The organism is bacterium, assembly GCA_016786595.1.
Taxonomy (GTDB): Bacteria; Bdellovibrionota_C; UBA2361; order SZUA-149; family JAEUWB01; genus JAEUWB01.
This window is the reverse complement of sequence record JAEUWB010000059.1, coordinates 51,724-76,474: the sequence shown is the minus strand read 5'-3', so window position 1 is coordinate 76,474 and position 24,751 is coordinate 51,724. Positions and strand designations below refer to the sequence as shown.

21 protein-coding genes are annotated in these 24,751 nt (G+C 45.0%); 18 read left to right on the top strand and 3 right to left on the bottom strand.

Annotated features, from left to right (window positions below):
• The first annotated feature begins 87 nt into the window (after nucleotides 1-87).
• From lpxD to JNK13_10640, 9 genes are all read left to right on the top strand, one after another.
• Nucleotides 88-2,346, top strand: coding sequence for a UDP-3-O-(3-hydroxymyristoyl)glucosamine N-acyltransferase (gene lpxD / locus JNK13_10680; protein MBL7663201.1), 2,259 nt, complete (start codon nucleotides 88-90; stop codon nucleotides 2,344-2,346).
• 178 nt (nucleotides 2,347-2,524) lie between these two features.
• Nucleotides 2,525-3,112: an Rrf2 family transcriptional regulator gene (locus tag JNK13_10675; protein MBL7663200.1), complete on the top strand. Its 588-nt coding sequence runs from the start codon at nucleotides 2,525-2,527 to the stop codon at nucleotides 3,110-3,112.
• 241 nt (nucleotides 3,113-3,353) lie between these two features.
• Complete coding sequence (locus JNK13_10670) at nucleotides 3,354-4,058, top strand: ThiF family adenylyltransferase (protein MBL7663199.1); 705 nt, start codon at nucleotides 3,354-3,356, stop codon at nucleotides 4,056-4,058.
• Between the two features lie 2 nt (nucleotides 4,059-4,060).
• Nucleotides 4,061-4,618 carry a hypothetical protein gene (locus JNK13_10665; protein ID MBL7663198.1) on the top strand — a complete coding sequence of 186 codons (558 nt, stop codon included), beginning with the start codon at nucleotides 4,061-4,063 and terminating at the stop codon, nucleotides 4,616-4,618.
• 95 nt (nucleotides 4,619-4,713) lie between these two features.
• Nucleotides 4,714-5,604 (top strand): PDZ domain-containing protein, encoded by an 891-nt coding sequence (locus tag JNK13_10660; protein ID MBL7663197.1) that lies wholly within the window; start codon nucleotides 4,714-4,716, stop codon nucleotides 5,602-5,604.
• Nucleotides 5,605-5,610: 6 nt separating this feature from the next.
• On the top strand, nucleotides 5,611-8,544 hold the full coding sequence (gspD, locus tag JNK13_10655; protein ID MBL7663196.1) for a type II secretion system secretin GspD: 2,934 nt from the start codon (nucleotides 5,611-5,613) through the stop codon (nucleotides 8,542-8,544).
• Nucleotides 8,545-8,565: 21 nt separating this feature from the next.
• Nucleotides 8,566-10,188 carry a type II secretion system ATPase GspE gene (gene gspE / locus JNK13_10650; GenBank protein ID MBL7663195.1) on the top strand — a complete coding sequence of 541 codons (1,623 nt, stop codon included), beginning with the start codon at nucleotides 8,566-8,568 and terminating at the stop codon, nucleotides 10,186-10,188.
• A gap of 31 nt (nucleotides 10,189-10,219) precedes the next feature.
• A complete protein-coding gene (gene gspF, locus JNK13_10645; protein ID MBL7663194.1) occupies nucleotides 10,220-11,440 on the top strand; it encodes a type II secretion system inner membrane protein GspF in 1,221 nt (406 codons plus the stop codon).
• A gap of 289 nt (nucleotides 11,441-11,729) precedes the next feature.
• A complete protein-coding gene (locus JNK13_10640; GenBank protein ID MBL7663193.1) occupies nucleotides 11,730-12,968 on the top strand; it encodes an aminopeptidase in 1,239 nt (412 codons plus the stop codon).
• Between the two features lie 668 nt (nucleotides 12,969-13,636).
• Here the strand turns inward: JNK13_10640 and ftcD are convergent.
• Entirely contained in the window at nucleotides 13,637-15,319 is a 1,683-nt protein-coding gene (gene ftcD, locus JNK13_10635; protein ID MBL7663192.1) for a glutamate formimidoyltransferase, read from the bottom strand.
• Nucleotides 15,320-15,470: 151 nt separating this feature from the next.
• Between ftcD and JNK13_10630 the strand changes: the two genes are divergently transcribed.
• The 9 genes from JNK13_10630 (at nucleotide 15,471) to JNK13_10590 (ending at nucleotide 21,709) form a co-directional block, all read left to right on the top strand.
• Nucleotides 15,471-15,836 (top strand): hypothetical protein, encoded by a 366-nt coding sequence (locus tag JNK13_10630; GenBank protein MBL7663191.1) that lies wholly within the window; start codon nucleotides 15,471-15,473, stop codon nucleotides 15,834-15,836.
• 112 nt (nucleotides 15,837-15,948) lie between these two features.
• Nucleotides 15,949-16,401 carry a type II secretion system protein GspG gene (locus tag JNK13_10625; protein ID MBL7663190.1) on the top strand — a complete coding sequence of 151 codons (453 nt, stop codon included), beginning with the start codon at nucleotides 15,949-15,951 and terminating at the stop codon, nucleotides 16,399-16,401.
• Between the two features lie 41 nt (nucleotides 16,402-16,442).
• The gene (locus JNK13_10620) at nucleotides 16,443-17,168 is read left to right on the top strand and encodes a type II secretion system protein (GenBank protein MBL7663189.1); all 726 of its coding nucleotides are present in this window, start codon (nucleotides 16,443-16,445) and stop codon (nucleotides 17,166-17,168) included.
• Entirely contained in the window at nucleotides 17,165-17,614 is a 450-nt protein-coding gene (locus JNK13_10615; GenBank protein ID MBL7663188.1) for a prepilin-type N-terminal cleavage/methylation domain-containing protein, read from the top strand. Before JNK13_10620 ends, JNK13_10615 begins: the two co-directional genes overlap by 4 nt.
• The gene (locus tag JNK13_10610) at nucleotides 17,611-18,414 is read left to right on the top strand and encodes a prepilin-type N-terminal cleavage/methylation domain-containing protein (protein MBL7663187.1); all 804 of its coding nucleotides are present in this window, start codon (nucleotides 17,611-17,613) and stop codon (nucleotides 18,412-18,414) included. Before JNK13_10615 ends, JNK13_10610 begins: the two co-directional genes overlap by 4 nt.
• Nucleotides 18,415-18,477: 63 nt before the next feature.
• Nucleotides 18,478-19,923 (top strand): hypothetical protein, encoded by a 1,446-nt coding sequence (locus JNK13_10605; protein MBL7663186.1) that lies wholly within the window; start codon nucleotides 18,478-18,480, stop codon nucleotides 19,921-19,923.
• A 1-nt stretch (nucleotide 19,924) separates the two neighbouring features.
• Nucleotides 19,925-20,503 (top strand): hypothetical protein, encoded by a 579-nt coding sequence (locus JNK13_10600; protein ID MBL7663185.1) that lies wholly within the window; start codon nucleotides 19,925-19,927, stop codon nucleotides 20,501-20,503.
• A gap of 11 nt (nucleotides 20,504-20,514) precedes the next feature.
• Nucleotides 20,515-21,384: a hypothetical protein gene (locus JNK13_10595; GenBank protein ID MBL7663184.1), complete on the top strand. Its 870-nt coding sequence runs from the start codon at nucleotides 20,515-20,517 to the stop codon at nucleotides 21,382-21,384.
• Nucleotides 21,385-21,460: 76 nt separating this feature from the next.
• A complete protein-coding gene (locus JNK13_10590) occupies nucleotides 21,461-21,709 on the top strand; it encodes a hypothetical protein (protein MBL7663183.1) in 249 nt (82 codons plus the stop codon).
• Here JNK13_10590 and JNK13_10585 read toward each other — a convergent pair.
• Nucleotides 21,675-23,021: a hypothetical protein gene (locus tag JNK13_10585; protein ID MBL7663182.1), complete on the bottom strand. Its 1,347-nt coding sequence runs from the start codon at nucleotides 23,019-23,021 to the stop codon at nucleotides 21,675-21,677. The two genes, JNK13_10590 and JNK13_10585, sit on opposite strands and share 35 nt — an antisense overlap.
• Nucleotides 23,018-24,685, bottom strand: coding sequence for an ABC transporter ATP-binding protein/permease (locus tag JNK13_10580; GenBank protein MBL7663181.1), 1,668 nt, complete (start codon nucleotides 24,683-24,685; stop codon nucleotides 23,018-23,020). Before JNK13_10580 ends, JNK13_10585 begins: the two co-directional genes overlap by 4 nt.
• Nucleotides 24,686-24,751 lie beyond the last annotated feature (66 nt).

Here is a 24,751-nt window from a genome sequence, read left to right as displayed (position 1 = left end):
CGCGATTCGTCAGGATGAAAGTTTCCCTGAAACAATCCTCAGCCCATGCTAGCAAGAATAACTAGGCGTATCAGTTGATAGATTCAAATGCCCGTAACACAGCAGTTAGAGTTCGAAACAATTATTAATTTAATCACTGAATTTCAAAATGGCAGAACGCCACAGGTGATTGGAACATCTCAGCCCAGAATCCATGCACTAAAACCACTAGAATCGGCAACTGCCGAAGATTTATCCTTCGTGCGTAGTTCCAGTTCGACGCGCTTGGGGCAGTCTTACCTGGAAAAAGCTGGAGATTCGCTGGCCGCCGCACTCGTCGTAGCAGCCCCAATACCTGCCCTGAAGACTACACAAATTATCGTCAACGACGTCATGCGCACAGTCGCCATGCTCGCCCAACAGTTTGCGCCACAGCTGCTTACGCATCGAGAAATTGATGCAACTGCGAAAATTCACCCGACTGCAAAGCTCGGCAAGAAAATTCATATCGGGGCGTTTAGTGTAATTTCTGAAAATGTCACAATCGAGGATGATGTCACAATTTTCCCCCATGTCGTGATTTACCCTGGTGCGCACATTGGCCAAGGCTCAATCCTGCATTCGGGTGTAGTAATCCGCGAATTTGTAATTTTAAAGGGTGATTCGATCATCCAAAATGGCGCAATCATCGGTGGCGATGGGTTTGGGTTAGTGCCCGACAGCTCGGGCAAACTACTGCGCATCCCACATATTGGCACAGTCGTGCTCGAGTCTGGCGCAGATGTTGGGGCAAATTCCACTGTCGACCGCGCAATGCTCGGCGAGACGCGCATTGGCGCCTCAAGTAAGATTGATAATCTCGTCATGGTCGGACACAATTGTGAACTTGGTAAGTCTGTTATTCTCTGTGGCCAGGTCGGTGTCTCAGGCAGTGTTAAAATTGGAGATGGAAGCGTCTTAGGTGGCCAGGCTGGAGTGGCCGATCATATCAACATCGGTGCTGGAGCAAGAATTGCTGCCGGTACAGGCGTGCATGGCAATGTCGAAGCTCAGGCTGAAATCGCAGGATATCCGTATATGGAAAGTAATTTATGGCGCAAAGTTTATGCTACACTAAAGACCCTACCGGAGCTCCGTAAACGTTTACGCCGCATTGAAGACAAACTTTTTGGTCCCACAAAAATATTACTTTGTGGTTTTCTCTGCGCCAGCCTTGGCTTGACTTCAGCTTGCTCTACTAAAGACAAAAGCCAGCCTGCAGAGCTCTTAAAGGCTCCTAGCCGCAGCGAAGATTCACTACTTTCTGATGCAACTAACTACTATGATCGTGGGCTCTTTAAAGTCTCTCGTGAGAACTGGAGTGAATTACGTGATAATTACCCCAAAGGCTATTATGCAGAACTTGCTGAAATTAAAATGGCCGATGCCTACTTCCAGTCGAGCGATTATTTAACCGCGCTACAGGCTTATGAAGAATTTTTAAAGCTGCATCCACAACATGAAGCCGTAGCTTACGCGCGCTATCAAATCGCACGTTGTTACGAAGAGCAGCACCAAGGAATTAAGCGTGACCGTTCTCCACTAGAAAATGCGCTGACACGTTATCAAGGTCTAATTAAAGATTTTCCTGATACAGAATACGCCGCGATTGCACAAACACGCACCCGCGGGATTCGTGAAAAGCTAGCACGCGCAGAAGCGATTGTTGCCGATTTTTACTTGCGCCAAAATCAAAATCAGGCTGCACGGGCACGCTATCAATATCTCGCTGAAAATTATCCTGACACCCAGATCGCTCAACTTGCCCTTGCCGATGCTGAGCAGCGCCTCGCCGACTTTAAACCACAATACGGCCTAGTTGAAAGTGACGCGCCGGCGATCCGACAGGCTGCAGCAACTGCAGAAAATGACCAACTCGCAGAACGCTTACGCTTACTTGCCCGAGAGCTGCCAACTGTTTCTAAGCTTTCGCAAAATAAAACTGCAAATAAAGTTAGCACCAGTAAAACTACAGCAAGTAAAAAAATTGCTGCTGCCGAGCAAACACAACTTGCACAAAATACATCTTCATCAGCAACAAGTGCCGTGAGTAATTTATCTTGCGCGCTACCAAACTCTAATCTTCCTGGATTCGTTGTCGACCTGACTGGAGCTACTGGAGCTGTAGAAGTAATCGAAGAGAGTACGCAAAAAATAACTTTAAGCACTGACTCTTCACGTCAAGATCAACGAGATTGCAAGCTAAATTCAAACTCAGTTAAAGTAACTGATACTGGCAGGGGTCGCATTGTGATTGAATCAAACCAGGCATTTGAGTGGCTTTTACTAGAAAAACCTCGCAGATTGGTTGGAATCATCAATTTATAGGCAGTTTTACAGCACAAAAATAATTACCCCAAAACGGTCAATTATAAATGTCAAGCAAGCTTCAATAGTTTTTTATTTTCAGTAATTTCAGATAGTTAAACAATTCTTTTTAAGCCTATTTGCTTTTTTATTTCGATTAGGGTTAGAACTCTCACGCTAATTCAAACTGACTAGGTTCATGTATGAAACAACCCTACTTGAATCTACTGAAAACACGCAAAAATGCATGTTTTACTTTGATGCAGCAAAAATACTTAGTGAAGAATTATTAACTTTTTCAACATTTATCGGAAGAGCTAACTATATGGCAGTAAAGCTTTCAAGAGAAGAACAATACGGAATCATGGCCTTGGTAGACTTGGCCTACAATTTGAATGGCGGTCCTGCTCAGGTTCGTCAAATTGCAAAACGTCAACGCATTCCTCAGCGTTTCTTAGAGCAAATTTTTGCTAAGCTACGCCAAGCAAACGTTGTTGTTGGCAAGCGCGGTCCTCGCGGTGGCTACTCATTAGCTAAGGAGCCAAATGAGATTAAGCTTGAAGAAGTCATGCGCGCACTACGCCCACGTCTTCAAGAGGATACCCGCACAGACGCACCAGCCTTGGCAAATTTGATTGACGTGGTCTGGTCCGAAATCGAAGGCTCTTTCCATTCAACACTTCGCGGCGTATCGCTTGCGAATCTTTGTGACCGCGCAAAGAATCTCGGCATTGCCGATGTTGATGTCAGCGAAATGACTCGTTTTACTTCTGCTGCTTTAAATTAGACTGAGTGCTAAAATAAATATCGTTTAAGCTGCCATCTAGGCACTCAGCCTAATTGTCCGGTAAACTGATTACTGGACAAAAAAATTCATACCTGTTGACGAAAGTTTCGTTAACCCAAAAACTTTTGGCGACAGGTATTAGATTGCCAAAAAGCATTAGAGTTAAAGGCTCATCCCCACCGGGGTGAGCCTTTTTCGTTTCTGCGCGAATGCTTAATTTTTGTGCTAATAACAATTACCAATGCAATCTCAATTAGCAAAAAATCAAATCGTCATTGTCGGTGCAGGTGGACTTGGCCACGGCTTTTTACACAGAGCACTTGCCAAACCAGACTTACTCAATAACTACAGATTGCATTTTATCGATGCCGACAAAGTTGAATACTCTAATTTAAATCGACAAATTTTTTATACTCAGGCCAACGTTGGCAGTCCAAAAATTAAGGTTTTAGAAGAGCGGCTAAGCGCACTTGCGCCCGAAATCGCCAGCCAAAGTGCCTTTTCTGAAGCCTACCTTGACGAGACAAATGCAGTTCGGCTCTTGCGAGCTGCTGCAATCGTTATCGATGCAACTGATGGAGTAGCAACTAAATTTTTTCTCAACGACTTTTGCACTAGCAAGCAAATCCCCCTAATTTATGCCGGCGTGGCTGGACATCAGGCCTTGGTAAAGATCGTTGCCCCGACTGGCAGTTGCCTGCGCTGCGCGTTTACGGACTTATCTGACAGTGCTGAAGAAAACTGTTTTACCTGTCAGGAATTTGGCATTCTCGGGGCTTTTGCCGGACTAATTAGTGCCGTGCAACTTGATTTATGTGACAAATATCTAGCTGGAAGCTGTAACAGAGAGTTACTCAATTCACTATTTTCATTCTCTACTGCTAGCGGCGAAATTAAAAAATATCTGTTTCAGCCAAACCCTGGCTGTCAATGTCAGCAGGTCTGAAGATGAGTAAAATGCCGATCTCAACTACAAGCCTCGAGAAGACTGAACTACAGAGATTCAGCCGACAGCTCGTTTTAGCTGACTGGAGTATTGCATTTCAAAAGCAACTAAATGCTTCCGCAATCTACGTTGATGCACCATTTTTCTGCACGCTACCTTATCTGGCTGCACTTGGGATTGAGAAAATTACACTCTTAAGTTCAGACCGGCCCACGCCGACTGACCTGAAACTGGCCGAGGATTTGGGTGCAAAAGTTTTCAGTTTAAACCATACAAGGTCTGAGCAAACTAATCACACTAGTATGAGAATTGCCCTTTTGAGTGAAAAAACTCTCATCTCAGATAATCTTTATCAATTCGTCTTAATAGTTAGAGAAAGCCCGAGCCTCCAGCTTCAAATTTTTTCTCGAGAAGCCGATGCAAATCTCCACTCGCTTTGGGTTAGTTCAAGTCATGACATAGAAATTCTTGATCAAATAACAGATTCTTCTAAAAGTATTACCCTATACGGGCTTAGTATTTTACTAAGAACCATGAGCCTGAAACTAAAGGCCGGCTGAGAGGCATTCGTAGATACTTAATTTTTGTTGCCCTCTTTGCTAAGCAGTTATATTTTGAAGTTATTTCTTCGACTTATCAATTTATGATTTGATTAATGCAGATACAGAATTACATCTCAGCACTACCCGCCAACTTGCCGACAGGATCGATTTCTGCCCGAACTGTTGTCTCTGTTTTGTCTAAGATCTTTGTCCTCGCAGCAATTGCTCTCGCCTACTATACAGGCATTTATTTAGCAGCTGCCGAAAAGGAATATCAACTTGGCAACATGCAGATCGATCCCCAACTAGGTAATCTCGCCGAAAAGCCAAAGCAACCCTTTGAGAGCTATAAAATCATTATTGATAAGAATATTTTTGCTGAAAAAATCGTGCAAGAAGTTAAGGCTCCTACAACAAGTCTTTCACAATTAAAATTGCGCCTGGTCGGGACAAACATCAATCCCAAATCTCCGTCGACAGCAATCATCGAAGATCAAGGAAAGCAAGCTCAAGATATTTTCGAAATTAATGAACTGGTTTTTAATCAAGCAAAACTAATCGAAGTCGCCGCAGAAAGCGTTAAGCTTGAATATAACGGAAGGATCGAAACTCTACTCCTTACCGAAGGTTCAAAAAGTGGCCCCGACGTAGCAAGCACGCCATCGGCAAGTGGAGATGATTCGCAAACAGACTTTTCTGTCGATGAAGCCGAATTAAATCAGCAACTTAACAACCTACCACTACTCCTATCTCAGGCTCGCGCCGTGCCTTATTTTCGTAACGGCGCAAGTGTCGGCTTTAGGTTATTTGCCATTCGCCAAGGCAGTCTTTACGAAAAGCTCGGACTAAAAAACGGCGACATCATTGAGTCGGTCAATGACAACAAAGTACAAGACCCCTCTCAAGCAATTAAATTATTTGAAACCTTACGCAGCGAGCGTTCAATTTCGGTAAAAGTTGAGCGCAATGGCGAAGGTAAAACATTACAGTATCAAATTCGGTAAGTTCTAATGATCCAAACAATGCGAAACAATTCTAGTCTATTCAATCTTTGGTTAAGTCTTGGTGCTGCTATTGTATTAAGCCTTGCCTTGCCCACCCCGGGCAAGGCTGCACCTGATTACGGTGCAGAAACAATTGCTCCAGAAAGAGAAAGTAAAAAATTAGCTGTACCAGTTGACCAAGTTGAAGAACCAATTACAGGCGCAACTCAGCCTGTCCCAGGCACAGAAAAGCAAGCCGAGAAACAAATCTCCAAGCACGCTAAAGCTGAAATCCCAGGCGCACAAGGCGAGATAGGCGAAAATCCTCAGTCAGATGACTCTGGAGAAGCTGCAAGTGCTACAGAAGACCCAGTCAATCTTCAAGAAACAACAACCCTACTTAACGTTAAAGACGCTGAAATCGAGACCCTTTTAAAGCTCTTTAGCAAATTAACTAAGCGTAATTACATCATCGACAGTAACGTCAAGGGCAAAATTACAATTTATTTAACGAATCCCGTCACGGTTGAAGAAGGCTTGAGAATCCTTGACTCAGTGCTCTTACTTAAAGGCTTCACCACTGTTCCGGTTGGCAATAACGTCTGGAAAGTCGTCCCTGCCAAGGATGCAAAGCAAACCACAATTCCAACAATCGACGGCAAGGCACTTAATTCTTCCGATCAACTCGTGACACATTTAGTACGCCTAAAATTCGTTAAAGCTTCGGACTTGCAACAGCTGTTGTCGCAGTTCGTTTCTAAAGACGGAATCATTAACTCCTTCTCCGGTACAAACTCTTTAATCTTGATTGACTCCCAGGCCAATATCACGCGCTTGAGGACATTAATTGAGGACCTCGACGTTTCGCCGCGCGATCAAGAAATCACAATTATTCCAATTCAACACGCTGAAGCAAAAAATATCGCCGAAACAGTCAAGGAAATACTTAGCGAGAAAGAAGATGGAGCAAGTTCGCGAAATTCCAACATGCGCGCAGCAATTAAACCAGCTTCCGCCACTAAAACTAGCGGACAAAGTGTTGAAGCTGGGCGTGCGCTACCTTTAAAGATCATCCCCGACGAGCGCACTAATGCACTGATTGTCGTTGCTGATAGCGATATGACGACTAAAGTTAAAGCCTTAGTGGAGCAACTCGATAGCGCACTGGATCTCTCCGGTGGACGCTTCTATGTCTATAAGCTTAAACATGCTGACGCAGAAAAACTCGCTGACGTTTTAAATGGTGTGATCTCAGGAGACGGCTCAAGTAGTTCAGGTGATTCTTCAGCAACCAATAGTAAAATTGGAAGTTCGCTCTCACGCATTAACCGGGAAAATCGCCAACTCGCTCAGACTTCTGCTGCTGAAAGAATTTCTCAAGCCTTACGCGCAAGAAGCAACACTGGAAGTTCAGGCGATGGCGATAAAAAGGGTCGCGTTAATTTCGAAGGTGAAGTTTCTGTAACAGCAGACACAGCCACAAACACTTTAATCATCAATGCCTCACGCACCGACTACAATCGCTTAAAAACATTGATTGATGAGCTTGATGTCAAGCGTCGTCAAGTCTTGGTTGAAGCGACAATTGTTGAAGTCTCATTGGATAAGGCAAAAGGTGCAGGCATTGAACTACAAGGCACCACAGCGCTCGCTGAAGGTGGCGCGTTTGCCAATACTAACTGGGGCGGCTTTGCCAACTTACTCAGTTCCGATCCAACGGCACTTACAGATTTAACGATTGCTGCAGCCGGCACAGGATCCTTAACCTTACCTGGAGGGCTGACTCTGCCGTCTCAGGCTGTCTTGGTTAAAGCGCTTTCACAAAATTCAAATGCTAACGTGCTTTCTGCTCCGACAATTTTGACAACCGACAACGAAGAAGCGCAAATCATTGTTGGTCAAAATGTACCGTTTGTGACAAGCACCTCAACCGACACAACAAATCTTGGAAATACTTTTAACCAAGTTGAACGCCAAGACGTAGGTATCAAACTTGTGATCACTCCACAAATCAGTGCTGGCGATTACGTATCACTGCGGATGTTTGTTGAAATTTCTAACATTCAGCCGGGCACAGCTAACGATGAGAAAGGCCCAACGACGACAATTCGCACAGCTGAAACCTCCGTTGAAGTCAAAAGCGATCAAATGATTGTAACTGGCGGTTTAATTTCTGATTCAATCAACAGTGCCTCGCGTGGAGTGCCCTACCTTGAGGATATTCCGGTGCTCGGAGCAATTTTCCGTCGCGATGACGATTCGCAGCGTCAAACGAACTTGGTTATTTTCTTAACCCCACGAATTATTCGTGACCAATACGAGGCCCGCGATAATACAATTAGAATGCGTGATGACTTAGAAGGTGCAATTAGTAAGTTAGGCGATGGGCCAAATCGCTCCGAAGTGTTGCGTAGCCAGAATATTGACAACGTCGTAGAAAGCCTTGCTGCACCGAAAGCTCTCCCCAGCACGATTACACCACCAAATACTTCAACTGCAGCAAATCTTCCACAGGAAGCGCGTGTCGCCCTGGATCGCACTAACGAGCGACTCAAGGTACTTTCTGGCACGACAGCAACAGTAGACGAGCCGGCCTCACACAAGCTTACCCTCAAGAATACTAACAGTAAAAGTCCTGACGAGGAGGTTATCGAGTTAAAAGTAAAACCTAAACTTCCAAGCTTACCTGGACCAAAGTCCTATGTGGTGCTGCGCACCCTGGGGCAGTCTTCGCGCACCGTTGGGGTAAAATTTTCTAGCTCAAAAAATATTTTCCAAGTCGGTGCTAAATACCGCTTAACGCAGAGTGGCACTGAGGAAATCATGGTCTGTCTTGGAATTTTTGCTAACCAAGCTGAGGCTTCACAAATTGCCGCTGACCTACTCACGGAGGACGCCTATCGTGAACTTTCACCTCAGGAATTAATTAATTTCGGCTCTGGACCCTGGTATCAGTCCTAAACGCAAGGGTAATAAACTTTAATGGAATCATCGACAGCTAAGCCAGTTAATGAAAGATCCGCGCGGGAAATCGCTGAGCTTTTAGGCATTGAATACCGTGAAACCTTAGGACAAATTAGCCCGCCAAAGACACTGGTGCGTGGTGAATTTTCGCGACTAATTGGTTCATGGGGAAAACAATACCGGGCTATCCCCGTTGAAGAAACTGACTCGGAAATTATTGTCGCAGTTGCTGATCCATTAAACCTAGAAGCGCTTGACGCGATGAAGTTTTGTTACACCAAGCCACTTCGCGTGATCGTCGTTCCTGAAGAAGAAATCTTGAGAAGCATTAACACTGTACGTAGTGACTTAATGAGCGAGCGCGACGCTGACCTAGATTCGGCTCAAGATGAATACACCGAAGATACAATCGGCAGTCCTTTAAAAATTGACGTGACTGACGCCGAGGATGACGATGCGCCGATTATTCGCTACGTCAATACTTTGATCTTTCGTGCGGCAAGTCAGCGCGCCAGTGACATCCACATTGAGCCTTATGAAGATGCTCTTCGCGTGCGCTTTCGTGTTGACGGCGTGCTCCACGATGTTGACACCGAGGACAAGCGTTTTCAGGCGGCAATTATCTCACGCGTCAAGGTCATGGCAAACCTCAACATCGCCGAAAAGCGCCTGCCGCAAGACGGCCGCATCGGCATTCGCATTGCTGGTCAGGAAGTCGATATCCGTGTTTCGACAGTCCCCACACGTTACGGGGAGCGCATTGTGATGCGTCTTTTAGATAAATCCAAAATGGAATTTGACCTTGATTCTGTAGGCTTAAGCGAGAGAAATATCCAAATTATTAAAAAAATTATCAAGAAAAGTCACGGGATTTTTCTTGTGACTGGACCAACAGGTTCCGGTAAAACAACTACACTCTACTCCTGCCTTAGTCAGATCAATTCTCCAGATAAAAATATTCTCACGATTGAGGATCCAATCGAATATGAAATCGGCGGCATTGGGCAAATGCAAGTCAATCCTGTGATCGATTTTACTTTCGCCTCAGGCTTACGTTCAATCTTACGTCAAGACCCGGACGTAATCATGGTCGGCGAAATCCGCGATCTAGATACCGTGACGATTGCAATCCAAGCTTCACTCACAGGTCACTTGGTATTTTCAACCCTACATACCAATGACGCTCCTGGTGCAATTACGCGCTTACTCGATATGGGCGTTGAACCCTTTCTGATTTCCTCGAGCTTACTTGCCGTGATGGCGCAAAGACTACTGCGCGTGCTCTGTCATGAATGTAAAGAGCCTGCGACGCTCAGCCGTGCCGAACTGCGAGAGCTCGGATTAAATGAAACAGAATTAATCGGAAAGAAAGTTTTTACTGCAAACGCAAAGGGCTGCCAGCATTGCCAATTTACGGGTTACCGAGGTCGTACAGGCATCCACGAGATGCTTTGGATTGATGATGCAGTGCGTAATTTGATTATGCAACGTGCAAACTCCAAAGACATTCGCTTGAATGCACGTGACTTGAAGAGTTTGCGCTTTGACGGGGCACAGAAAATTCTAGCTGGAATCACTTCCTTGGATGAAGTCTTACGCGTCACTCAAGAAGATGTCGTCGATGAAGCAATTGAACCTTAGGAAATAGTCTAGCTAACTAAATAAAACGATCATGGCAGTTTTCGAATACGTCGCGCTGAACAATAAAGGTAAACGCATCACTGGCGTAGTCGATGCTGATAGCGTTCGCGCTGCGCGACAAAAGCTAAAACTGCAGAATGTATTTCCAACCGATGTTCGAGAAAAAGATGCCGATGCATTGTCGGTTAACTCCGACGTTACGCGGTTCTTACGTGAACGCAAAGTAAACACTCAGCAACTCTCCCTAATTACCCGTCAGCTGGCAACGCTGGTCCGGGCGGGTATGCCCCTGGTTGAGTCCTTAAAAGCTCTTGGTGAGCAGGTTGACCATTCACGACTGCGTTCAATTATTGCCGACATTACCGACCGAGTAAATGAAGGTTCAACACTTGCCAATGCCCTCAAAGCACATCCTAACGTTTTCCCGCGCGTTTATCCGAACATGGTGGCCTCGGGTGAAGCTAGTGGAACGCTGGATTTGGTTTTAGAACGTTTGGCAGAACTACTCGAGGCGCAAACAGCCTTGAAGCGAAAACTTGTGGCAGCTCTGGCTTATCCTGTTTTAATGCTGGTGCTTTGTTTCGGCGTGATTATCTTACTTCTAACTTATGTCGTGCCGCAGCTGATGCTCGTCTTTAAAGATCGCAGCAAGCTCCCTACTCCAACATTAATTATTATTACACTAAGTGATTTTTTTAAATATTACTGGTGGCTACTAGCGATTGTTTTAATTGGTGGGCTTTTACTCTTTACGCGTTACCGCAACACTCCTCACGGTCGGCGTAGAACTGATGAACTCTTGTTACGCATTCCAATTCTGGGGAATCTTGTCTCGAAGGTGTCGGCTGCGCAATTTTCACACACACTTGGTTCGATGCTGGGTAGTGGAGTTGATCTCTTAACTTCTTTGGCGATTGTTAAAAACATCATTGGCAACGTCCCAATGCAAGATGCAATTGAGAGAGCTGCGATTGGGGTTGAGGAAGGAAGGAATCTTTCACGTGAACTTGAAACATCAAAGCTTTTCCCGCGGATGTTGATTCACATGGTAGCAATTGGTGAGCGCACTGGGCAACTTCCGCAGATGCTGATGCGTGCGGCGCAGAATTACGAAAGCGAGCTTCAAGCGATTATTGGCGCATTAACCTCGATTTTAAACCCGCTTTTAATTTTATTTCTAGCTGGAATTGTTGGCACAATTCTTGTGGCAGTGTTACTGCCGATGCTGGAAATGAGTTCGTTAGTTGGGTAGTTTGTAGCTTTTTTTCTGTCTGATCAGACAGAAGCAGAACCTCCTTGATGCTCATGACAACATTAATGAAATGTGCTAGCATGCTCCGCCTTAGGACATTTTTAAACTGTCACATCTTGCAGTAGTTCTTTTATATTTTATCTCGAGTAGACAACAATCAGCTGTTTCCCGCTGGACTCATTCAGTGGAAAACAGCTTGGAGAAAGAGGTTTTATCTGTCAGTGGATGCGTGCTGATGTTGCTACATTTTCACACATCCACTGACATCTTTCAGTTGGAGGACACACTCATGAGTAATTCATTAACTAGATACGCGAGCTTGCTCGCTGCTTCCGTCAACGTCCAACCTGGACAACTTGTCGTCGTTCGGTGCGAAACTGAGTATTACGATCTTGCCCTACTGGCCGCTGAAGCAGCTTACCAGAGAGGAGCCTCGATGGTAAGAATTCTCACCTCCGACCCACGCCAGACCGAACAAACTGTCCGCCATGCAAGCGAAGATGAAATTCGAAGGATGTTTGATACAGACATTGATGTATTCAACAGACTAGCAGATTGCCATGGCGCCCTAATCGGTGTTCGCGGCGAGCAGGACTTCAATCTTGGATCACGCTTACAGGCTGAAGTTCCAGACCGCTACCAGCTCTACATGAACACCCTAACAGCGGCCCGAGAACCCTACTCGCGCTTGATTGTCAACCGTGCTCAAGGACAGTGGCTTGTCGCTGGAGCAGCAACAGAGAGTTGGGCCAAGCAAATTGGCATCACAAAGGATGAACTTTGGGAGCGCATTTTCCGTGTCACATTTGCTGATCAGGAAAATTGTCTTGAGCTTAATGCTCAAAGCGATGCGGCTCTTCTGCACAGGCGAAACATCTTGAACGAGCTCGGTTATCGTCGTTTCCGTGTGACTGGTGGAGGATCGGACTTTACTGTTGGAATTCATCCGCTTGCACGTTGGATGGGCGGTGGCAGGGTTTCGCAACGTGGAGTTCCCTTCACGCCGAATAAGCCTACGTATGAAAACTTCATCACACCCGATTGGCGTACCGCAAACGGCACACTCAAAATGCACCGGCCGTTTATGGTCGAAGGTGTTCCTGTTATTGGTCTAGTCGTCACGTACAAGGACGGCGAAATCGTTGAGTGGGATGCCGAGTCAGGCAAAGAGGCCTTTGCTCAGTTGATCGCCCGTGAAGGAGCGGGACGAGGTGGAGAGTTCGCTCTTGCCGACAGGAATACTCCGGTCTATCTAGAGAACATGATCTGGTGGCATATTCTCTTTGACGAGAATGCTGCATGTCACTGGGCGTTTGGCAATGGCTATAGCGCTGCTTTCGAAGACGGAGCTTCTCTCACTGCCGCTGAATTGGCTGAACGCGGATTAGCTCAAGCAAAAACACATGTCGATGGCATGTGGGGATGCGATCAGACTTGTGTCTTTGGATTTGATGCAAGTGGCACTGAACATCCAATCATGCTCGACGGTGCTTGGGCTCCAGAACTGGCAAATCCTGCCGGAGCCTAGACTGCAAGACACTTATTCTGGGCGCTTTGTAGAGCACAAGGCGCCCAGAAAATCTTTTTTCTGATATTTTTCGTTTTTTTTATCTCCAAGCTTTCCTTTATCTTTAGATCTGTAAGAAAATCCTGAATTTTATAGTTCTATCAGCCCGTATTTTTACGCACTGGGTGCAGTGTTAGATTATTAAGTTAAGGATTATAAGGCCGTCATCTCGACCGAAGTCCTGAGTTTACTCAGGGCGAAGTGGAGAGATCTCCAATTGTATTTCTTGAAGAATTTGGAGATTTCTCGACTACACTTCGTTTCGCTCGAAATGACGAGGACTTACCTGCTTCCCTTAACTTAATGGCCGTGGGTACGGGGTTACTTTTCCAGCAACAGCGGTCCTTGTAAAAGCATTAAATCTAGATGAGATCTTCACTCTCGACTCAGATTTCAAAAAACTTCGATTGCGAGTAGCTCCTCATCTCTAGGATTAGGACATTTTTAATTGCTCAGTGTTATTTATCCCCTATACCCGTTCCGTTGCCAAAAGTTTTTTCGGTTAACGAAACTTTCGGCAACGGGTATATGTTTATTTTGTCCAGTAAAATCAGTTTACTGGACAGTTAGACTGAGTGCCGAAACTACAAGCTCAAACGACATTTATTTTAACAATCAGTCTAACTACCCTAGCTTAATCTCTGATCAACAACTTTCAATAATTCACTGAGACTCTTCTCTGCCTGAGCTGTTAGATCTTGCAATTCAGCAAGTGACTTAGTCACGTAAGCTTGGTCACTGATTTCTTTGAGATTAATTTTTACATTATAGCCTGCACCAATCAGTGCCGCTTTGGCCATCAGTCCCGCCACAGCAACATCACTCAGCGCTTGTTCAAGGCCATACTTGGCGATATCTCGGCCAATTTCCAATGCCTCAGCTGCCAAGCGCACTACACTAAAAGGCACATCAATTGCGCGTTGATAAGCAAGTTCTACTTTTCCTCGACCCTGGAGGTATTCAACCGAATCTTTCGCTACCCCCTTAGGCACAGCGCGCATTGCTGCAATCACAGCATTAAAGGCGCTGGTGTCATCATCAATTGCCTTCAAGGAGCGATCCTTAATGTGTTGTGCAATTAACCCCAGATCTAAATAGCGGGCATGTTGATCTGCCAATTTTGGTTTAGAGTGGCTCAGCGCACAAACCATTGCCGCTAAGGCTCCAGCTAAAGCACCAGCCAGCGCCGCTACACTACCGCCCCCTGGAGCAACAGAATCCGAAGCTAATTCATCGACAAACTGAGTGATTGTCATATCCGCTAAAGGTGTAGGCATTTTCAGCTTCTCCTCTAAAACTCGCTCACTAATGTTAAACGGCGCAAGCTCAGCTAAGCCCAGTGAACGCACCGCAAGTTGTAAAAGCGCACTCTCGCTTTGTGCCGTAAAAGCGCCTTGCTTGTTCGCATAATGGAGACCGGCCTCAAGTAGCGCTTGCTTGGGCACAAGCCCTACAAGCTCACTTCCAGTCACACGTAAGCCTTTAGCTCTAGCAAGCTCATCGCATGCGTCAAAAACATGTTGCATGTTAGTCACTTGATAGTTTGTGAGATTAATTGAAACCTGGGCACAACCAAAAGTTTCAATATACCAACCAACGGCGCGGCACTCCTTAAAGCGTCCCGGCTGCATTACTTTCTCGCCCTTACTGTCTTTGACGATTTCACCGTTTGCATCCCGCACTGGTTTTCCGATCTCGCGGATTTCCTGAGCAAGCTCAGTCGCTAACTTCTTATTTTTAGTATTTAAATTGATGTTGTAGGCAATTAAAAAAGGTCGCGCTCCAATTACACTAGCTCCGGCCTGGGCGTTGAAAATTGCCGGACCAAAATCAGGTTTCCAGAAAACGTCCCTAAGTTTTTCCTCCAATGCCTCATATTCACCTTTACGGATTTCAGCTAAACTCTTGCGCTCAGGCCGACTAGCAGCAGCTTCATAGAGATAAACTGGAATTTTAAGTTCTGACCCAACCCGTTCGCCCAATTTACGGGCAAGCTCGGCGCACTCTTCCATCGTCACTCCCGAGACTGGCACAAATGGGCAGACGTCAGTTGCTCCCATCCGCGGGTGCTCACCTTTGTGCTGACGCATGTCGATTAGACTTGCTGCTGATTTGATCAGTTCAAAGGCGCCGTCCAAGACCGCTTGTGGGCTGCCTGCAAAAGTAATCACGGTTCTATTTGTATCAGCACCAGAATCAACGTCGAGCATTGTCACTCCAGGCACACGCGCTGCAGCATCGACAATTGCCTTAATTTTCTCCTGATCACGACCTTCACTAATATTTGGGACACATTCGATAATTTTTCTCATAAACGCTCAAAATATCTACTCGTAGGACTTGAAAACTTTATAAAAACTATTATTTTAACACTTTTTCAACCTACGGATTGCGCTTGCATGAACACTTCGCATACGAGGCATGTTTCTGCAAATGCAATCAAAGAAATTGTGCATTTTAAAAATGAGTCATTCGATTAAAGCTCCAACTGGCACAACTCTAACCTGCAATGGTTGGCATCAAGAAGCAGCACTGTGCATGCTCATGAATAATCTTGATAGCGCCGTTGCCGAAGATCCACAAAATCTAGTCGTTTACGGTGCCGCAGGCAAGGCTGTCCGCAATTGGGATGCTTATCAGGACACAGTCAAAGCTCTGCAAAATCTCGAGGACGACCAAACGCTCTTAATGCAAAGCGGCAAGCCAGTCGGTATTTTTCGCACGCACGAAGAAGCTCCCCGTGTTTTAGACGAATGGCTCTATCAGATCACGGCAAATAGCTGCTTAATGACAATTAAGTCCGGTGAAATTATTCACCAAGCACCCTAAGGATGCTCTACTCTAACCCTGGATTTATTCCCGGCTATCTGAAAAATGTTTAAAATTGCCCAGAACTGGCGAATTGGAGTATAAATCAAGTTCTTAATTAAGGTATAAAACTATGAATTTTTTACATAAAACTTCGCCACGTTCTCTGACCAGTATCTACTCCTCCCGCGGGATGACACTTGTCGAAATCATGGTGGTCATCGTCTTAATTAGCTTAGTTTTTGGAATTGTGGCCAAGGGTGTTTTTGGCAAGAGCGATGCTGCAAAAGTAAAGCTCAACGCAACAAAAATGGAAAAACTCAAAAGCGATATCGAACTCTTTCGCACAGAGTACGGACGCTACCCTGGAAGCCTACAAGAGTTAATCAAGGGTTCAAGTGAAATCCAAAAATCAGGGAAAATTTTCGTTGCCTTAACAGATGAAGATTCACTGTTTGATGTTTACGGCACACCTTATCAATACGAAACGCAAAATAATAACCGCACCTTTAGATTAAAATCTCTTGGCGCGGATGGAGCTGAAGGTGGCGAAGGAACAAATCAAGATGCCACGGTTCAGCCATAAAGAAACTATACTCTAATTGCGCTAGCGCTACCGAGCTGCCAATGAAAATCAAGCAAGATGCTGACGGTGGTTTTACTTTATTAGAACTTCTGGCAGTCGTCACTTTAATCTTGGTGATCAGTGGCTTGGCGCTCTCACGCTTCGGGGTGATTAATTCTTGGCAACAAAAGAGCGATGCGCGCCGACTCGTTGATACCTGGCAATTGCTACTTAGCGAATCTAGTGCCCGGCAGGAGTCTTATCGTATTGCTTTCGATCTTGATCGTCAGTCTTACCGAGTCCTGAGAGAAGTTCCGCTACCTCCCGAAGAAATTCAGCAAGTTGATTTATTGCAGAACTTGCGCTTGGACTCAGAAAAAAAGCGTCGCAACCAAAAGCGCATACTTGCGGACAAGCAGTCATTCTCTGAAGAACTTGTGGCAGAGGAGAAACGTCAAGCAGGAGATTTAGAGGCCTTGTTTTATGCCTTTCGCTTTCGCGACCAAGAAACCGGTGTGAGACTCACGCCCCCATTAGAGTTTCCAAGCTTAGCCGAGGAGCGAGTCTTACCTGTGGGAGTAAAGGTTAAAGCAGTAGTGACACCCCATGACGAGAAAATGCGTGGCGAAGCATATATCCGCATTAGCGATCAAGGCACAAACGAAGCGACTGTGATCTATTTGACACTAAATGACCAGCCCTACTCTATTTTTCTTAGTCCCGCCAAGAGTAAGGTCGAATTAATTTCAGGACTACGATCGCCGGATGGCAAGAAGGTGATATTTTGAAATTAAGCAAGCACACCAGCGCGCAAAGCAGTTCCGGTTTCACGCTAGTGGAAATTGCTGTCTCTGTAGCTATTCTCGGTTTAGCGCTGATTACCTTGCTGGTGATGAACACAAATTACCTGCAAGCCTACGATCGTGAAGCTAAGCGCTTCAAAGCTAGTCTCTACGCAAAAAAAATTATGTCGATGATAGAAATCGACAAAGCCGCACCAGACCCCGGTCGTAAGGCCGGCAACCTGGTAGATCGCCTGCGCGAGCTAAAAATTCTTAATGACGCTACTAAATCTCAGGAAAAAGAACAACTTCGCGGATGGCGCTACGAGCTTGAAGTCCAAAAAATTCCTGTGGCAAAAAATGAGGACGCGCTGCGGCGTGTCGATTTATCGATTAGCTGGGGCACGCGTCCAGATGAACGCACTACACTAGTTTATTTTACAAAACCATGAGCAACAACAATCGCGGCTTTACACTTGTGGAAATCACCGTAGTTGCAGCACTGCTGATGATCATGGCCACAATCCTTTTTGGCACTCTGGGTGGACTTGTGCGCTCGCGTAACGCCATTGAAACTACCCGCTTTGCTTCGCTTTCGGGGGGCAATATCCTTACGCGCATCAATCGCGAATTACTCAGCCGCGTCGCCGAGAACTTGCGCCGTACGAAGAACACTAATGAGACGCGCATCAGTAACGCCAGCGCTGGTGCTACAGGAGAATTCAACGCCTTCAGTCAAACTAATCCTGCACAGGCAACCTCAGGATATCTACGGGGCGTTGATGAAAAAAACGGCGAGAATGACGCTGACTCAATTACCTTTGTCACCGATAGCTCGTTACTAGCAGGTCAGGGCTTTTCAAGTCGCGTTGAAGTTACGTATAAAGTCAGAAAAGAAGTTGGTAAATTTGGATCTGAGAAAAATAAGCATTTAATTCTCGAGCGTTTTGAATATCCCGTTGCGGTAAAGAACAAAAAAATCACTAATGAACTCTCTGCGCGGGAAATTATCTCCGATACAATTAAAAGCTTTAATGTCCGCTATTATCGCAATGAAAACTGGCTTGATAGCTGGAACGAGAAAAATTTCGGCTTTCCTGAAGCAGTGGAAATTACTATCGAATTATACGATGAGATCAATTCGCCACATAGTTACTCTACAATTGTTCCACTAGTGCAAAAAACCAGGTCAAATTCTAACTTCGCCCCGCTGGAGGGTAGATCTTCGAGTACTAAGGCCGATGACACCTAAGCACTTATTTTAATTGTAATTCTAATTGCGCTCAGGATTCTTGAATGCTAGCTGTATACCAGCATGAGTTTAGTAGGCCTAATCGAACATAACGCCAGCATCAATGGCAACGACAAGTTTTTGCACGTCTTTACCAAGACGGCAGAGACAATTGAGCTAGTCAAGTCGATAAATCTTTCTGCAGCATTATCTGAAGACGGCTTAGGTTCGCTCAAGCTACAAGATCAAGAAATTCGTAATCAAATCACTGAACTCGATGCTGTTGTTGCTACATTTAGCCCACAGACACTGCGCTATATTAATCTTACCCTACCCTTCAATAATCCACGCGCACTAGAACAAATACTACCTGGGCAACTACAAGAACGATTGCCCTTTGACCCGGATGATTTCGTTATTAATTTTAGCGTCTCTCCAAGCTCAAGCGACAACCTCTACGATATTGTGGTTGCACTGGCAGATAAAAACTTAATTGCTAATGTGCTTAATGGGCTTGAAGTTTTTGGGATTGACCCAAAAGTTTTAACTACGCGCGGGGCTTGCGTAGCTACTCTCGGGCAATTCACTGAGGCTACTAGCGAAGAAACTTACTGCATTTTCCAGTCAACGTTCGATCATACTGCCCTGGTCTTAATTCAAGCCGGTAAAATCAAGGCGATCCGCGAGATTGCACACTCCGCTTCTGCCTCAGGACATAATGATGAGGCGCTACTACGTGAAACGATCAGCCAAATCATTAAATTCCAGAAAGATTTTGCAGTTCCGCAATTTAAAATTTATTCGACCGAGGCGAATAAACTTAACGAAGCAATCGCCAAGCTTACGCGCTTAGAAGTAATTAGCCTAGATTTGCGCAGTCACTTTCAGAGTAACCTCTCTGCTGAGGACTTTGAAAATTTAACTTGGGCCACTGGAATATTACATGATTTGCTTGAGCGTAAGAAAGAGTCCGACGTACTCAACTATCGCATCGGACCATTTCAATATCGCGCGACACTAGCAAACATCATCAGCTCGGCGAAGGAGGAGTGGTTTGGCTTTTCACTCTTTAGCTTAATTGGCCTACTTTGCATCGTCGCGGTGATTGCCGTTAAGCCGCTGGCCTTACTGGGTATTGAATCAAAAATTACGACCGCGCTTAACTCCGGTCTACCTAATGAACTTCTTCCAAAACGCCGTGAGGTAAATGAGCTTGAAACAAAGATTCAAAACCTTGAAACCGAATTACAAAATCTAGGGTCGCTTTCCTCGATTTCACCTCTCGAATCGCTTAAAGAGCTTGCTCAAAGTCTAACTCCCGAGCTTGAAGTCAGCATTGAGAAGCTCAGTATTGGTTCGGAAGGCATGAGTATCAGTGGCACAGCCGCCAGCCGACTTGCCGTGGGCAGATTAAGTACTATCCTTGAAGAGAAAACGGATTTATTTACTAGCGTTCGGATTGAGTCTGGCGATAAAGTTCAAGGTTCAAACCGCATGCACTTTTCAGCAGAATTGGTATTTAAAACTTAAGATGCTCAGGCGCATTAATCAATTTTACGGAAATTTAAAACCCAGCGAACGCAGGCTGATTGCACTCACTTCGCTTGCGGGCTTGATCTTCATTGGCGTTATTTTCAAACAGTGGTCAGATACCTATCTTGAGCAGTCTTCAAGATTGATTGTGACACGTAAAGCTGACGCCGAGAAACTCCCGCAATTAATTGCCCGTTATCTCGAACTCTCCAAACGCTTAGAACATGCAAAAAAAACATTTGAGGCCTCGCAATTAACTTTCGAACAAGTCACAACAGAACTCGATCGAATTGTTAAGGAAAGTATTGGTTCGGACAATTATGATTTACAGCGTGGGCGCACAACCGAGGATTTAGGAATTGACTATGAAAAGCAGGAGTTCATTTTGAACGTCAAATCAATCACCCTCGAGCAACTTGTTAAGTTGCTCCACAAAATTACCTACGGGGACCGGCCACTGTTCTTAGGAAAGATCGATCTACTCAAAGGTTTCGAAGGTAAGGCCATCTCCGCCACAATTGAAATTGGAAGTGTGCGCAAAAAATCGTCACCTACTAATACCGAAGTTACAATCTAAGCATGATGCTGATGTTAAAGCGCACTATTATTTTCTTTGCATTCTCGACTTTATGCGCACTGCTTTTCCCCTACCAAATTTTTTCCAAGCAACTCGAGGCGCGTCTTAAATCCGCACTCGAACAAACCAATGGTGTCGTGCAAATCTCAGGCCTGAGCTTTAATGCGCCGTGGAACGTTGAGTTTGAGCAAATATCTATCATGCTTCCGGCTAAGCCACTGAATATCCCAATCGTCTTGACTGAAGTCCAAATTCAAACTTCCCTACTTGCTCTGGTGCGAGGGCTACATCAGATGAATTTTAGTGCCCAGGCCTATCAAGGGACAATTCGTCTTAGCTGTTCTCGAGGGGTGATGGCTTTAGGCAAACTCGAGTGCAGTGGAAATGCAAATTCAGTGAGCCTACAAGCACACCCACTACTGAGTCTAATCGGCCTTAGCGGCAAGGTCGACGTAACTTCAAATCTTATCGGAAACCTACAACGCCCAGGCTCTTGGGAAGTTCAGACGAATCTAAATCTTAACGACGGTTCAGTATATCAACCTGCTTATCTCAAACCTACCTTAGGAGTAGATCGCATCAGTGAAATTAAATTAGAAAGTAACTTAGATTATCTCGACTCCAAGCTTGAACTTTCTCAGGCTAAACTTTGGTCTTCAATCGGAAAAGCTGTGGCCAAAGGGTCAATCGTACCTAGTTCAAATATTAAAGGCATTTTTGAACCAGCTAACGAATACAGGTATAAACTCGATAGTTATCTTCGATTAGCAGCAAACTTACCTGTCGAAGATAGTGCAAAACCCTATAATCAATGGATTTTTTCTCTAATTTCGGACACTTTGGGTCGCGCCACCCTTGCTTTTTCTCCAAAAGATGAGTAAAAGCCTTGGCATATTACTGACTTATAAAACTATGAATATCGAGAAAAACTTTTTTACAAGAGTTGAGTATATTCTTTTGAATTATCTCAACAACAATTCTGCTCGCTGGGACACTGATATCACTTGCGATATTGCTCAGGTAGCACAAGCACTAGATGTGAGCTTTGATGAAATTCAACGTGCACTCTATCATCTTGAAGGTAAGATGTTGGCTGAGCCTGTGCCACCTGGAAACTTAACAAGTCGGCTCTGGCGCATTTCGTCATTAGGTGCAGACGCACTGGGTAAGCTCACTTACGAGACAGCTCAAGCAGTGAATTCTTAGAAAGAATCTGCTCAGCACTTTTACTGACTGATGCATCACTAGAACCCTGCAAGCGCTTAAGCTCATCGACGAGTTTACGATCTTGAGTACTCACAACAATTAACTTAAGAATTTCTAATAACTCCTGCATACGCTCAGCGCTCTGCTGTGGCGTTTTTAATAAGCTCAGCAAAATGCCTTTAAGTTCTGCACTAAACTCTGGGCGGAGGCTCATCACCCGTAAGGCCTGCTTTTGAGTTTTTAAATTCGTGCTGCGTGCTAGCGCCAAGAGTTTACTGCGCTCGGACTTATTCAGACTCGTCAGGTTAAGGAGGATTTCAAGATATAGCTCGTCATTTTTAGGGGCAATGTTTAGCTGCAATTTTCGAATCGATAGATCGTTAGCTTGCTTACGCATAAAAACCGTAACGAGCTCACTCAAGTCCTGACCAGATAATGCTGCAGCAAGTCGCATGATTTCTTTACTGCAAGTCTCAGAAATCGCACTCGCCCCTTCCCCTAAAAGTCGCCTTAATGCTGTAAGTGCTTCAGTTTTGATTTGCTGGTTAAGATTTACGCCAAGCTGCGCCAGACGTATGCAGATTAATTCACTTTCAACAGCGCGTTCAGACAATAGTTTTAAGGCAATCTGAACCCTGAGAGGGTCCTCGGTAAAACTTAATTTGAGTGCAGCTGAATTAAAATCAGTATGCGCTAGGTCGAGCACCTTGAGCAGTGAAAACAAATTTTCCAAATCTTCAGTTGGAGCTTTTTCAATGCGAGCTGCGATCAAGGGCAAGGCTAAAGAAGTTACACTGCGCAGCATGCTAATTCTTGCTTCAACGGGACCTGACAATTGTTGACTAATGAGACTTTCTACGACCTCACGGGCGACTTCAGGCGAGGTAGTGGAACTATGTTCTAGTAATTCGCGGGCCACGCGAATTGCCGACTCTTGCAACTTAGCCGGTAGACTCTGATCAGCAATCAAGGCTGAAATTGTTGGCACCAAGCGTAAAGCATTATTACTTTCATGCAGCGACCGGGCAATCTGTAGTGCACAGTCCTTCACCTCTAATTCATGGTCCGGATTATAAATTCTCCATAGTTCACCGCCCCCAGCATCTACGCGTGGCGGCTGTACGTTGGGGCCAGGTAAAGCCAAAACTTCGGTTAAAAAATCAATCGCTTCAGTTGTTTCACTGGCAGCAAGCTTTTGAGAGATTTCTAACGCCTTTGGGCAATCTTCAAAAATCGCGCGCTTCAAGGCAACATCAGCATGCGCAGATCTTGCTAATGATAAACAAAACATCAGCTGTAAGTATTTTTTCATTTTACCACAGCCCTCATCTTACTGCGTCCACCTGAAGTTATTTCTAAAACATGAGAGTGATAGGACTCAAGGTTCTGACGGTAACCAATACTAATATAATTCTCAACGATTTGCTGTAACAGTTCATAAACTTTTTTCTCGCTTTGTGGGTCTACTGCCGTTGTAGTTTCATCAAGGCAAGCAAAGCGGGGCTTAAATAATAAAAGCCGCCCGAAGCTAAGTTTTTGCCTTTCTCCAAGTGAAAGAAACGAATTCCAGTCGACTTCAGCATCAAGACCACCAACCCGGTCAAGCATCTCTTCTAGTCCAAGCAAGGAGATTACTTCCATGATTTCCCAGTCAGCGATCGCACGCCTGCGCGTCGTGTAGGTAAATTGGCTACGCAAATCACCAATTACGCAATAAGGACGCTGCGGCAAGAAAAAGACTGAAGGCCGGTGAATATGCCCCTCACCTGCAGACCAAATGCCAGAAAGGGCGCGGATGATCGAGCTTTTCCCGGCGCCACTTGGACCGGTAATTAATAGGCCCCCAGGATTAAGCTCTAAGTTTAAATTGCTAATTAATGCGCGCTTACGATCGGGAGTTAAAATTGTCACGTTTTCAAAGCGAATATTTTCTGCCGGACTAAGCTGAATCTGCGAACTCTTTGCATCTTTCACTGCGTTTTTCATCTCATCAACAAAAGATCCTAAACGTTCGACTACAGCAGCCAGTGAACTTAGGTTTCCAAAATTTGAAACAATAATTGAAAGCGCGCCAAGTACATGCCCAAAGGCAATCGTTGCCTGAGTGACGTCACCAAAAGTAATTTTCTTCTGTAGATAAAGGGGCGAAACAATGATCAGCGGAAGAATCGTAACTATATAGTTATAGCCGTGCGTGAAAAAATTGAGATTGCGATTCCAATTGATAATTCGGCGTAAATTTTCAACTGCACGCTTGACACGTTGGCGTGCCTTGAGTTTCTCCCGCACTTCCCCTTCGAGTAAAGCAATTGATTCAGAATTATCGCGCACATTAATGAGTTTATAGCGGATATCGGCTTCTTTCTTAAGTTGCTCATAGTTCAAGTCAATTAAGGGGCGCCCCAAATAGAACGAACAAACTGAACCAAAAACAGCATAAGCAAAAACAGCGAAAACTAAATTAATATCAATCGACCACAGCACATCAATAAATAAGAGTATGGCAATCAGGGAATTAAACATGATCAAGATGATCGAAAGCGTAATTGTCGTAAATGAACGCACATCCTCAACGATACGTTGGTCAGGGTTGTCAATCTCACGATTTCCAGTGAGGCGATAAAACGCTAAATGTGAGAAGTAATTCTCTAACATGTAATGCGTTAACCACTTACGCCACATCAACGCGAAACGCTCTTCCGTGTAGGTCTTAAAAACAGCAAGTAAAGTTGCCAAGGCAAAGCAACCAAGATATTTCAGCAGTTCATTGAGGAAACTTTCGCTATCACGCACAGTAAAAGCGTTCATAAAGTCGCGATTGACGAAACTCATGATCACTTGCACGCGATTAATCGCGTAGGAAAAACAAACCAATAAACACAACAGTAGTAACGCAACTTTGCGTTTTTCAGATTTAAAGAACGGCATGACCATCGTTCCAAATCGAGTAAATGTATGTGTGTTAAAGTGCTTCACCGTCTGACTAATGTCTCTCAACTAAATTTCTACCGCAAGAATTACATTACTTTACATCCCTGGCGA

Bases quoted from the DNA above. Each gene is read 5' to 3' on its own strand.
- lpxD (MBL7663201.1), top strand. From the start codon at position 88: ATGCCCGTAACACAGCAGTTAGAGTTCGAAACAATTATTAATTTAATC.
- JNK13_10675 (MBL7663200.1), top strand. From the start codon at position 2,525: ATGTATGAAACAACCCTACTTGAATCTACTGAAAACACGCAAAAATGC.
- JNK13_10670 (MBL7663199.1), top strand. From the start codon at position 3,354: ATGCAATCTCAATTAGCAAAAAATCAAATCGTCATTGTCGGTGCAGGT.
- JNK13_10665 (MBL7663198.1), top strand. From the start codon at position 4,061: ATGAGTAAAATGCCGATCTCAACTACAAGCCTCGAGAAGACTGAACTA.
- JNK13_10660 (MBL7663197.1), top strand. From the start codon at position 4,714: ATGCAGATACAGAATTACATCTCAGCACTACCCGCCAACTTGCCGACA.
- gspD (MBL7663196.1), top strand. From the start codon at position 5,611: ATGATCCAAACAATGCGAAACAATTCTAGTCTATTCAATCTTTGGTTA.
- gspE (MBL7663195.1), top strand. From the start codon at position 8,566: ATGGAATCATCGACAGCTAAGCCAGTTAATGAAAGATCCGCGCGGGAA.
- gspF (MBL7663194.1), top strand. From the start codon at position 10,220: ATGGCAGTTTTCGAATACGTCGCGCTGAACAATAAAGGTAAACGCATC.
- JNK13_10640 (MBL7663193.1), top strand. From the start codon at position 11,730: ATGAGTAATTCATTAACTAGATACGCGAGCTTGCTCGCTGCTTCCGTC.
- ftcD (MBL7663192.1), bottom strand. From the start codon at position 15,319: ATGAGAAAAATTATCGAATGTGTCCCAAATATTAGTGAAGGTCGTGAT.
- JNK13_10630 (MBL7663191.1), top strand. From the start codon at position 15,471: ATGAGTCATTCGATTAAAGCTCCAACTGGCACAACTCTAACCTGCAAT.
- JNK13_10625 (MBL7663190.1), top strand. From the start codon at position 15,949: ATGAATTTTTTACATAAAACTTCGCCACGTTCTCTGACCAGTATCTAC.
- JNK13_10620 (MBL7663189.1), top strand. From the start codon at position 16,443: ATGAAAATCAAGCAAGATGCTGACGGTGGTTTTACTTTATTAGAACTT.
- JNK13_10610 (MBL7663187.1), top strand. From the start codon at position 17,611: ATGAGCAACAACAATCGCGGCTTTACACTTGTGGAAATCACCGTAGTT.
- JNK13_10605 (MBL7663186.1), top strand. From the start codon at position 18,478: ATGAGTTTAGTAGGCCTAATCGAACATAACGCCAGCATCAATGGCAAC.
- JNK13_10600 (MBL7663185.1), top strand. From the start codon at position 19,925: ATGCTCAGGCGCATTAATCAATTTTACGGAAATTTAAAACCCAGCGAA.
- JNK13_10595 (MBL7663184.1), top strand. From the start codon at position 20,515: ATGTTAAAGCGCACTATTATTTTCTTTGCATTCTCGACTTTATGCGCA.
- JNK13_10585 (MBL7663182.1), bottom strand. From the start codon at position 23,021: ATGAAAAAATACTTACAGCTGATGTTTTGTTTATCATTAGCAAGATCT.